Origin of the sequence: Candidatus Albibeggiatoa sp. nov. BB20, from assembly GCA_016744725.1 — a bacterium.
Classification (GTDB): Bacteria; Pseudomonadota; Gammaproteobacteria; order Beggiatoales; family Beggiatoaceae; genus Albibeggiatoa.
This window is the reverse complement of the sequence record JADGDW010000162.1, coordinates 1-9,976: the sequence shown is the minus strand read 5'-3', so window position 1 is coordinate 9,976 and position 9,976 is coordinate 1. Positions and strand designations below refer to the sequence as shown.

Annotated in this window: 12 protein-coding genes; 6 read left to right on the top strand and 6 right to left on the bottom strand. The window is 38.0% G+C overall.

The genetic code is table 11. The annotated features are described in order from the left end of the window. Positions 1-223: 223 nt before the first annotated feature. The 4 genes from ABXH34_RS15375 to ABXH34_RS15360 all read left to right on the top strand — a co-directional run bounded on the left by ABXH34_RS15375 (position 224) and on the right by ABXH34_RS15360 (position 4,493). On the top strand, positions 224-1,222 hold the full coding sequence (locus ABXH34_RS15375) for a glycosyltransferase family 2 protein (protein ID WP_353572769.1): 999 nt from the start codon (positions 224-226) through the stop codon (positions 1,220-1,222). Next, positions 1,222-2,316 carry a rod shape-determining protein RodA gene (rodA, locus tag ABXH34_RS15370; RefSeq protein WP_353572768.1) on the top strand — a complete coding sequence of 365 codons (1,095 nt, stop codon included), beginning with the start codon at positions 1,222-1,224 and terminating at the stop codon, positions 2,314-2,316. Before ABXH34_RS15375 ends, rodA begins: the two co-directional genes overlap by 1 nt. Before the next feature lie 89 nt (positions 2,317-2,405). Beyond that, positions 2,406-3,713 carry an AAA family ATPase gene (locus ABXH34_RS15365; protein WP_353572767.1) on the top strand — a complete coding sequence of 436 codons (1,308 nt, stop codon included), beginning with the start codon at positions 2,406-2,408 and terminating at the stop codon, positions 3,711-3,713. A 3-nt stretch (positions 3,714-3,716) separates the two neighbouring features. Further along, on the top strand, positions 3,717-4,493 hold the full coding sequence (locus tag ABXH34_RS15360) for an HNH endonuclease (RefSeq protein ID WP_353572766.1): 777 nt from the start codon (positions 3,717-3,719) through the stop codon (positions 4,491-4,493). Positions 4,494-4,496: 3 nt separating this feature from the next. Here ABXH34_RS15360 and ABXH34_RS15355 read toward each other — a convergent pair whose 3' ends face one another. From ABXH34_RS15355 to nifK, 6 genes are all read right to left on the bottom strand, one after another. Further along, on the bottom strand, positions 4,497-5,237 hold the full coding sequence (locus ABXH34_RS15355) for a 4Fe4S-binding leucine-rich repeat protein (RefSeq protein ID WP_353572765.1): 741 nt from the start codon (positions 5,235-5,237) through the stop codon (positions 4,497-4,499). Positions 5,238-5,345: 108 nt separating this feature from the next. Beyond that, positions 5,346-5,858: a flavodoxin gene (locus tag ABXH34_RS15350; protein ID WP_353572764.1), complete on the bottom strand. Its 513-nt coding sequence runs from the start codon at positions 5,856-5,858 to the stop codon at positions 5,346-5,348. A gap of 84 nt (positions 5,859-5,942) precedes the next feature. Further along, positions 5,943-6,206 (bottom strand): DUF6129 family protein, encoded by a 264-nt coding sequence (locus ABXH34_RS15345; protein WP_353572763.1) that lies wholly within the window; start codon positions 6,204-6,206, stop codon positions 5,943-5,945. Beyond that, positions 6,203-6,913, bottom strand: a complete 711-nt coding sequence (nifX, locus tag ABXH34_RS15340; RefSeq protein ID WP_353572762.1) for a nitrogen fixation protein NifX — start codon at positions 6,911-6,913, stop codon at positions 6,203-6,205. The genes ABXH34_RS15345 and nifX overlap by 4 nt, the downstream gene beginning before the upstream one ends. An 11-nt stretch (positions 6,914-6,924) precedes the next feature. Next, positions 6,925-7,134, bottom strand: coding sequence for a putative nitrogen fixation protein NifT (gene nifT, locus ABXH34_RS15335; RefSeq protein WP_353572761.1), 210 nt, complete (start codon positions 7,132-7,134; stop codon positions 6,925-6,927). A 96-nt stretch (positions 7,135-7,230) separates the two neighbouring features. Continuing rightward, on the bottom strand, positions 7,231-8,802 hold the full coding sequence (gene nifK / locus ABXH34_RS15330; protein WP_353572760.1) for a nitrogenase molybdenum-iron protein subunit beta: 1,572 nt from the start codon (positions 8,800-8,802) through the stop codon (positions 7,231-7,233). Positions 8,803-9,025: 223 nt separating this feature from the next. Between nifK and ABXH34_RS15325 the strand changes: the two genes are divergently transcribed. Next, positions 9,026-9,226 (top strand): hypothetical protein, encoded by a 201-nt coding sequence (locus ABXH34_RS15325; RefSeq protein WP_353572759.1) that lies wholly within the window; start codon positions 9,026-9,028, stop codon positions 9,224-9,226. A gap of 431 nt (positions 9,227-9,657) precedes the next feature. Next, on the top strand, positions 9,658-9,976 hold a 319-nt coding region (locus tag ABXH34_RS15320; protein WP_353572758.1), incomplete at its 3' end, for a hypothetical protein.

The window sequence follows — 9,976 nt, the reverse complement described above, 5'->3', positions numbered from 1 at the left end:
TGATACAGGACTGGCAGTCCTTATTTTTAATAAGTAATTAATATTTAAAAAATTTCAGGACTGCCAGTCCCATAACAAGAAATTTACTATAGGATGATGAACCATTTAAGAATTTGTCGCCCTGAACAGCAAAATGAGAAATTTCAGCCACCTGTTATTTAATTTTTTCGCAATTCAGCTTAATATACAAGCATACTACTTATGACAAAAAAGGTATGAAAGCTTGTTAAAACTATCCGTAGTCATTATTGGACGCAACGAAGGTGAACGTTTAGTGCGCTGTATTCGTTCAGTACAAGCGATACCTGATTTTAACCGTGACAACATTGAAATCATTTACGTCGACTCTGATTCAACTGATGATAGCCCTGAGCAAGCCAAAGCCTTAGGCGCTAAAGTCTTAGTGGTACATCCAGAACGCCCCGCCGCTGCCATTGGACGTAATGCAGGTTGGAAGGCAGCCCAAGCACCTTACGTGTTGTTTTTAGATGGCGACACCATTTTGAATCCTGATTTTGTCTCAGTCGCATTACAGCAATTCGACGCAAACCCTAAAACCGCGATAGTATGGGGACATCGGCGTGAACTGTATCCAGAGCAATCGCTTTATCAACGTATCTTAGATTTAGATTGGGTTTATCCTGCGGGCTTATCGGAATTTTGTGGTGGTGATGCGGTAATGCAGCGTAATGTATTAGTCGAAGTCAACGGCTATAATCCTCAGCTTATTGCGGGTGAAGAGCCTGAAATGTGTCAACGCATTCGTACAAAAGGCTATGAAATTTTGCATATTGACCAAGCCATGACCTTACATGATTTAGCGATTACACGCTGGTCACAATATTGGCGCAGAGCAGTACGAGCAGGTCATGCTTATGCTGAAATATCCAATTTACTCAAAAATACAGAGACACCTTTATGGCAACGAGATGCCAAACGCAATCTCATTCATTCTGCGGTCTTATTATTGGTTGCGTTATTGGGTTTGTTTGGCAGTCTGGTTTTAAGCTCAATCTGGCCGTTATTATTCAGTCTTGGATTTTTTGCCGCCATCAGTATTCGCAGCGCATGGAAATGCCGTTGGAAATCACCAAATGGTTTAAGCTTATTTTTATATGGTATCCATTCCCATTTTCAGCAAATCCCGATTACAGTGGGACAATTAAGTTATTACTACTTGCGTTGGCAAGGTAAACGACGTGGATTAATAGAGTACAAATAATGCGAGTAACTTGGTCAAGCAATCATTTTTTACATTTAGATAAGTCGTTATTTCTGGCCTTATTGATATTGGCGGCCTTGGGTCTCGTTGTGCTATACAGTGCTGGCGGCCAAGACATGACAATAGTGATTAAACAAGGAATTCGATTTGCCGTAGGTTTTAGCATACTGCTGGTGTTGGCACAAATCCGCACTGAAAATTTATTACCTTGGATACCTTGGATATATTTAATAGGCTTGGTTTTATTGGTCGCCGTGCTGTTGATTGGTGACACGGTTAATGGCTCACAACGCTGGATTAATTTAGGCTTATTTCGTTTCCAACCTTCTGAAATTATGAAGTTAGCTGTTCCGCTTATGGTTGCATGGTACGTGGCTGATAAGCGTTTGCCACCGTCTTATTCTTTAATTGGTGTTGTGTTAGCCATTATTATGATACCTGCATTGGTGATTGCGAAACAGCCTGATTTAGGTACATCATTACTGGTTGCATCATCGGGCATTTTTGTTTTGTTTTTAGCGGGTTTGAGTTGGAAATTAATTGTCAGTGCGATTGCCGCCTCACCCTTTTTAGGTTGGACTTTATGGCAGTTTTTACATAGTTATCAAAAAGAGCGCATTCTAACGTTATTAAACCCAGAAGGTAAGTCATTAACAACGGGTTATCACATCGTACAATCTAAAATTGCTATCGGTTCAGGCGGTTTATATGGCAAAGGTTGGCTGAATGGTACGCAATCACATTTAGAGTTTTTACCCGAACGTTCCACGGATTTTATTTTTGCTGTATATAGTGAAGAGTTTGGTTTAATTGGGGTTTTAGTATTGTTGGGTTTGTATACTTTTGTTTTGACTCGGGGAATGTTTATTGCCATTCAGGCACAGGGCACGTTTTCGAGATTGTTAGGCGGTAGTTTGTCTTTAACTTTCTTTGTGTATATTTTTGTTAATATGGGCATGGTTTCAGGTTTTTTACCTGTTGTGGGTGTGCCTTTACCTTTAATCAGTTATGGCGGTACATCGCTTGTGACTATGATGGCAAGCTTTGGCCTATTGATGGGTATTCATACACATAAGCGTTTGTTGTCTGGCTAGTTTATAAAATAAGTAAATACTATGATTTTGATATTTTCTAAACATTTCTGCTTATTTGCGATGTTAATACATTTTAATGAGAGATAGACATGATACATAGCTTTATTGCTGAACATACCAATGCTAATCTAAATTTCAATATTGAGCTTGAAAAAGATAAGCAGGTATATTGTTTTATTGGTGAAAATGGTTCAGGTAAAACGAACTTATTAGAGAATTTAGCGAAGGCTATTTTGTTTTGTCATTCAGTTTTTCTATCAAAGGAGAGGAAAAATAATAAAGATTTAAAATTTGCAGGAATATTGAGCAGAGAAAGTATACTTTTATCAAAATTCAAAGATACTGCTTTTGAGTTAGCAGCAAATATACAAATAAATGATAAACAAGTTTTGGCTTCAACCTCAAAATTGTTAGTTTCAGTCCAGAAATTAGCCGAGTCTAGATATAATCAATCTTCTCCAATATCTATTAATAAACCTGTTGTATTTATTAGTGCTAGAAATAGAGGGTATACTGAAAATTTAGATAAAAATGAAATTTCAGTCGTAGGAGATTCTTCAGAACGCTTTATCGAGTTTTTTTCTCAGACAATTAATGCAATAAATGGAATAAGCTTTGATAATAAGAATATTGTCAAATGGATTTCTTCTCGATTAATTATTAACCCAGCATTTGCTATAAATGTAGACCATAGACACTTTGAGGTTATAACCTTGTTTGAATTAATCGAACGGTTAGAATCTAAATGGAAACTTATATGGAAAGATGGGAACAACACAGTTTTAAACGTGGAATTTTCAGATGGAAAGCTACTTATTGGAAATATTCCACTAGACAAATTGCCTACGGGTTTCATTTCGATAATCAAAATCTTTCAAGAAATTATTGCAGGTTATGGAGCTTGGACAATTAATGAGATGGACTTAAAGCAAGTAGAAGGGATTGTTTTTATAGATGAAATAGAATCTCATTTGCATCCAAAATGGCAGCATCACATAATTCCATTATTAAAAGAATTTTTCCCAAAAACCACTTTTTATATTGCTACACATTCACCTGTTATTGTCTCAACAACGGAACAAGACGAGGCCTATGAGTTAATACGTGAAGAAAATAATGTGACAGCAAGAAAATTAGGCAACCCTAAAGAGTGGTATCTTGCTGATTTACTTACTCATGCGTTTCACATTGAGCTGCAAACTGTTACAAAGCCTGAAGATACAGAAAATCTAATAGACTTGCTGAAATCTTTTAGCACTAAAGTTAAAGACTATGTTGCGAGCAAAGATGAAAACTTAAAGCAAGACGCTGAAACCTTATATCAACAAATCATCCCCAGTTTGCCACCAACAGACCCACGTCGCCGTTCTCTTGATTCTTTAAAAAGTTTGCTATAAATCATGAAAGCCATAAAACGTTTATCGCCACCCGATTGCTTAAATAATGATATCCCAGCAACTCAAAATAAAAAACTTAAATTTTACAAAGCTTTATACGATTCCGCTGGAAATGTAAGACCACGCTGGAATACAAGCTGTCAGAGTGATGGAAAAATTTCTGACATTAGAAAAAAACTACTAGAAATGTCAAATAATACTTGTGTATATTGTGGTGTAAAACTAAGCAATAAAACCTTAGAAGTTGATCATTTTTTACCTAAAGCATCCCCAGAATCTAAATATCTTGCCTATTGTTGGGAAAACTTATTGCCTGCTTGTCATTGCTGTAATCATACAAAATCTAATTTTATGCCTGAAAGTTTAAAAGAGCAAAAAATTATTGAAAACATCTTGCAAAATGATATTCAAGACTATGACCTCGTTTATGATAAGCAAACAATCTTATCTCTTTCTGAACAGGATAGACTCATAGACCCTACATTTGACAACCCATCTGAACATTTTGAATTTAATCCAGAATTCTATGAATTTATACCAAAAACAGATTGTGGTAAAATCACTTGCGAATTACTTTTCAATAGACATGAAGAAATTGCAGAAAAACTAGAAAATATTAGTTTAATGGTCAAAGATTTATGTCTAAAAATACAAAGCAGAGCAGAACTTATAGAGTCCATACAAAAAGCATCTGAAATCAATGGTTATGAATTTGTATATGAACAGTTTTTAACTTACTGGCTACAAGAAAAAGAAACAGGCAATATTTATCGTATCTAAAGACTATGTCTCTTTTTGCAATCTCGACTTCGCCATTTCTCTCACATCTTCTTCCTCATCTTCTAATAATTGTGGCAACAAGTCTTCTGGGACACGTTCTGCGACATAATAACGCACCACCCAATCTTTATCTTGAATCATCAAATACAAAGCATCTTCTGGCAAACGCTGCACAATTGAACGCCGAATTTCCACTTCAGGATCATCAGCCATTAAGGGCAAACTGGGTTCTGGTAATCGTTCAGCAACGGCTTTGCGGACTAAATCATCTTTGTCATAAATCATCCGAAACAAACGCCCTTTTGGCATTCGTCGTGCGACTAAAGTGCGTACCATGTAATCCTCATCTTGCACCAATGCCTCAACGCGATTAGGAGGCAAACGATCTGCAACGGTGATGCGGACTTCACGGTCTGGGTCTTGGAGCAGGGGATTTAATTCTTCTGGCGGTAAACGTGATGCAACTACGCGACGCACAGTTTCGTCAGGATCATTGATTAAATCATATAGTTCAGCTTGGGTGATGTAACGGGCTGCAATGGCACGGGTTTCCCAAAAATCATCGTTTTTATAATGGCGGGCTAGGTCTGGATTATTGCGTAAAAATCGGTCAATACGTCGTCCACTTTTAACCTGAATGCAAGCATCATCAGGGTGACAACGTTTTGCACGTAAGCGCGGTTGATGAGGACAGTCACTGCAATCCATTTCTGGAGCTAGAGGCGTTTCTGGGGGTTGCGACATACGTGAATTTATGACCATAATTTGAGACCACAGCACAAGAGCGCGACTGAAAAAGCACGTTCTGCACTCTTGTGTTATCTGCAATAAGAGGAATCGTAGAGGTTGGGGTTAAATACCTAAACCACCACGAACAGTTTCTAACCATGCTTCAACCCGCTCTTTATTCATCGCAGATTGGTTATCATTGTCAATCGCCAAGCAGATGAATTCACCATCATCAAGTGCTTGTGATTCTTGGAAATCATAACCTTCTGTAGGCCAACGACCAATTAATTCAGCACCCATGCCGTCAAACGAATCATAAATAATTGCCATGCCGTCTAAAAATTCATGGCCATAGCCTTCTTGATCGCCTAAGCCATATAATGCAATGGTTTTGCCTGCTAAATCTTCGCCTTCTAATTCATCAAGGAAATCTTTAACACTGTTTTCTAATTCGCCGTCGCCTAAAGTCGGCATACCAAAGATGATTTTATCATAACCCATAAACGCATCTTTACTACCTTCTTTTGACACATTCATAATTTCGATAACACTATCATCAAAATATTTTTTCATCATTTTGGCAATTTTACGGGTTGTACCTGTATCTGTACCAAAAAATAATCCGACTTGAGCCATGATTGTTTCTCCTAATGCTTTATCAGAACTGACAATTCTAAGTATTTTTGAATGATATACAACTCTAAGGCTGCCAGCTCTTGGTTATTCTTCAACGACTTCAGCAAGCACTAATCCACTTGCGATTTCATAATTTTTTGTTAAAGCTAAACAGTGTCCATCACCACCGACTAAATACACATTAAATCCATTGCATTCTAATACTGGATATGGGTTGGTGACATCATCATCCATGCAGTAAGTAAAATGAATTTTTGGATAGGTTTTGCGTAACTCAGCGATCAAACCGTCATTTAATTCACTTTTCTCTACTTCATTTGCTATAGTTTGGACTAATTCTGGAGTCATGACGCATCTTCTTCCATACTAAAACGCGCCCGATTTTCTGCGCTAACACCCATGACTTTGGCTAACCAAGGTGGCGGCGAGCTGTTTAGCACTTGTTTCAAATTGTCAATAATCTCGGTGGCATCTCCACCTTGAGGTTGTTTAATCGGATGTAAGCCATTTTTTACCACTTTTGCCGCAGCAGGCCCACCGATAGACATGATGTATAAAACATGACAATCGTTAATCAGTTCAGCACGAAACGCATTTTTATCATCGGCCTCTTTATCGCCTTGAGTTGAACGAATCGCGACTAAACGGGTTTCATCTTTAGAGACTTGATAAATAAGAAATCGTGCGCAAGAACCAAAATGTCCATCTAATACGTTGCTGTTATTGGATGCACAAGCAACACGGATGGATTCAGGCATATCGCCATCTTGATAGGGTTGTACTGCAGGTAAGCTGGTATCAGAATCAGTTCCATGCTGACCTTGCAAACATTCTAACGCGGCTTTTAACGCCTCTTGTGGCAGGTCCTGAAATTCGCCTTCTGCTGCTTGCTTTAAATCTTTGAGTTTAAGTTTTTCTAATTTGGCTTCTGTGAGAGGGTGTCCGATTTGTTCAATTAAAACCGCAACTAAGCGTTTGGGTTCAGTGTCGGGTAATGCACGAGCGGCTAAACCAATACGCAATGCTACTTCCCGAGAAATTGGTGCAGCACTCATGATAAGCTCCTCTATAAGCGTTTGGCACGCATGGTTTGAGGAAGGTTTGGTTTTGGAGCGGGTTCAAGATAATATTTTGAGCCGTCTCCTAATTCCACTTCACCGCCCCATTTTTCATCAGTGTTGAATTCCATCGAAACGATACTTTCTTCTAAGTCTTTTTTAGGGACATAGAAATCGAGTCCACCAGAATCATTATATCTCAACATCACAGTAGGCATAATACATACTCCTTAAAATGGCTTGCTAACCAAGCGATAAAGGGATGCAAATTTATAAAATAAGCCTTGCATCCCAGTGTGGAGTTGAGCTAAAAACTACCGCACTAAATCGTAGTTATAGTCAGTTGTACCCATGCCACGTGTTTCTTCGTCAAGACGTTCTAATACTGCATTCACAATCGTAGTTAACATGTACATTGAGCCTTCATAACCCATTGTAGTCATACGGTGTAAATGATGACGGTCGAAAATTGGGAAGCCAAGGCGAATCAATGGCACTTCAAATTCTTTACCTTTATGCAAAGTATCACGTTGGATAAATTTACCGTAACTGTTACCAATCATGAAGTCAGGTTTGTTAGTGAACACTAATGAACGCATGTGCCATAAATCTTTACTAACATGGACTTCACAATCTGCAGCAACTGCGCTTTCGTCCAATATTTTACGCATGTTTTTCGCCCAACGTTTGTTAGCGTTATTACATAAAACATGTGTAGGTTCTGCACCGACTTCTAACAAGAATTTAGCAACACCCATTACGAAATCAGGATCACCCCAAATCGCGAATTTTTTACCATGTAACCAAGTATGTGAGTCAGTCATCATATCCACTAAACGGCCACGTTCAACACGTAAAGATTCAGGGATTTCTTTGCCAGTTACTTCAGCGACTTTCATTAACCATTCGTCAGTCCACTCTAAACCCATAGGAATGTTTAATGCAGGAACAGTGTGTTTCCACGTTAATTTAGCAAATTTAGTACTCTTGGTTAAATGCCAAGGTTGTAACATGAATGTTTCAACAGCGTTAGGCGCGTCTTTAATTTCGTCTTGCGTTGTGCCGCCCGCATACATACGGAATTCGCCATCAGCAGGTGTATCTAAAACTTCAGTTGGGTCACATAACATGGTGTGCTCAACTTTCATTTCGTCTAACATGCGATGAATCACACGATAGTTACCTAAGTATGTTTCGAAACCCGGAACGATGTTGATTTTTCCATTTTTACCAACTTCTTTGTCTTCCATGTAGTTCAAGGTGAAATAACGCATGAACCCTTCAAACATGTTATCCCAACCTGTTGTATGACTACCAACAAAGCTAGGAGTATGTGCGAATGGCACAGGGAATTCTTGTTCAATATGACCTGCTTTTTTGGAGTTACCAATAAATGCATTTAAGTCATCACCGATAACCTCTGCCATACAGGTTGTAGAAACGGCGATTACGTCTGGTTTATATAAAGCCTTCGCATTTTCTAAACCATCCATCATATTTTTTTGACCACCAAATACCGCAGCATCTTCAGTCATAGAGTCAGATACACAGGCAACGGGTTCTTTAAAATGACGGTTGAAGTAAGTACGGAAATAAGCCACACAGCCTTGAGAACCATGAACATAAGGTAATGTTTTCTCAAAACCTAAAGCACATAATACTGCACCAAGAGGTTGACATGCTTTAGCAGGGTTAACAGTTAATGCTTCACGTTGGAAGTTAAGTTCTTTGTATTCTTGGGAAGTAGACCAATCGAACATTTCCTGAATTTTTTCAGATGAATGGGCTTCTTCGTATAGTTCCTTTTTCTTCGCTAAACTCTCTTTGTAGTCGTCATCGCGAAATAAAGGATAACTGGGTTTGATGTTTTCAACTGTCTGGCTCATAAGTACTCTCCTTCCGCACCACTAATCTGTGGATAACGGCTATTGATGTTGAACTTCGCTTTTGTCATTACTACATGAACTCGTAAGTTCATAGGTAAATTCGGGTTCTAGTAGCTGTATTCACAATAAGCGTGCCAGCTTGAGTTTGATAGTTAATTGATTGATTTTCAAGTATAAGTATTTTACTCGGAATAGGTAAGGAAAATAACAAACATACAATTTGTTGGATTGGCTACAAAGGTTTTTTTATTCAACTCAAGTTTATCAAGCAGGTATTTTTCAAGAGTATTTGAGAATACAGAAAACTTGTTGTACGTTAGTGATTGCGTTAGATGCGCCTGATAAAGGTTGGATTGTGCAATTAATTTCAGGTATGAAGCAAGTTGCTGAAAAGCTTGGTATTAAAATAATTGGAGTGGTATAAATGAAAGTATTTACTTATTCGGAAGCGCGTCAAAACCTTTCTAAATTGCTACAGCTTGCTTTGAGAAGAAGCGGAAATTCGTCTGAAAGATAGCTCAGCTTGGTAGTGTATGTTTAAGAAACTCTGCTTTGAGAGTAATACATCAAGCATTGACGGACAGGCATTCAAATAAAATTTGGTAGCGAGCTAAGATGACACGGATTTTTGCTAATACAAGTCTGAATTATGATTTACCAGATTAAAGGATGTTCTGGATGTGATTGTTCAACCTTATTTAAGTTTACCTAAAATCTAAACCTGTTAATCCAAAAAACCTGCAAATTCTGCTGATTCAAGCAACATCATAAAGCCAAGCGTAAAAAATAACAGCCTATCCAAAAAATGACTCAGGTTTGCTATACTTCGGCTTTTATCATTAAAATATAATAAATATGGCTATATTACGCTGTCCTCATTGTCAATTTCTCAAAGAAGTCAACAACCAATATTTAGGTAAAACAGTCCCTTGCCCAAGTTGTAAACAAAGTGCAAAAGTTGTGGATACTGTGACATTAGTAAAAACCGCCATTGCAAAATTTCGACAAGCTTCTGAACAAAATAAAAAATTAAAACAAGACAAAATCGAATTACAAGCTCAATTAGATTCTATCACTCAGGTAGGCTTGGAGATTCCTACCGATTTGAAACAGGGCTATGCGTTTGAAAATCAAAGCTATGCTGCGGTATTCAATGACTTTCAACCTATCATTC